Source organism: Neisseria sp. P0021.S006, assembly GCF_051956895.1.
Map to the genome: position 1 here is coordinate 1 of NZ_JBQCWZ010000804.1, position 651 is coordinate 651.

The following is a 651-nucleotide window of genomic DNA, read 5'->3' on the forward strand; positions in this document are numbered from 1 at the left end:
GTTTCCAGGCGGCTTCAATAATTTGAATCCCAACTTTATCCCGCTGGCGGCGGTTGCCGCGCAGGATGCGGTACAGCGCGCCTGTGAAACGGCCAAATCCGTATTGATTATTCCTGAAAACCACACGCGTAACACATTCTATCTGCAAAATGTTTACGCCCTCAGCGAGATTTTGCGTTCGGCAGGATACGAAGTGCGCTTGGGCAGCTTGAATCCAGAAGTGACTGAGCCAACCGAGTTTGAAACCGCATTGGGCGACAAAATTTTGCTTGAGCCTTTATTGCGTACCCGTGAGCGTGTACATCTCGCAGACGGTTTCTCGCCTTGCGTTGTTTTGTTGAACAATGACTTGTCAGGGGGTGTTCCTGAAATCCTTAAAGATATCAGTCAAACCGTTTTGCCTCCATTGCACGGCGGCTGGACGACTCGCCGTAAAACCGAACATTTCGGCGCGTACAACCAAGTTGCTGCCGACTTTGCCAAGTTGATTGACATCGACGAATGGCAAATCAATCCTTATTTTGAAAAAATCAGCGGTTTGGATTTCCAAGAGCGTGAAGGCGAAGATGCGTTGGCAGGCGCGGTAGAACGCGTATTGGCGAAAATTCAAGCCAAATACGATGAATTGGGTATTACTGACCAGCCTTTCGT

At 49.2% G+C, this 651-nt stretch carries 1 protein-coding gene; it reads left to right on the forward strand.

Annotated features, from left to right (window positions below; genetic code table 11):
• Positions 1-651 (forward strand): glutamate--cysteine ligase (gene gshA, locus ACTHUM_RS17200; RefSeq protein WP_440403583.1); only part of this gene is annotated, 651 nt, incomplete at both ends.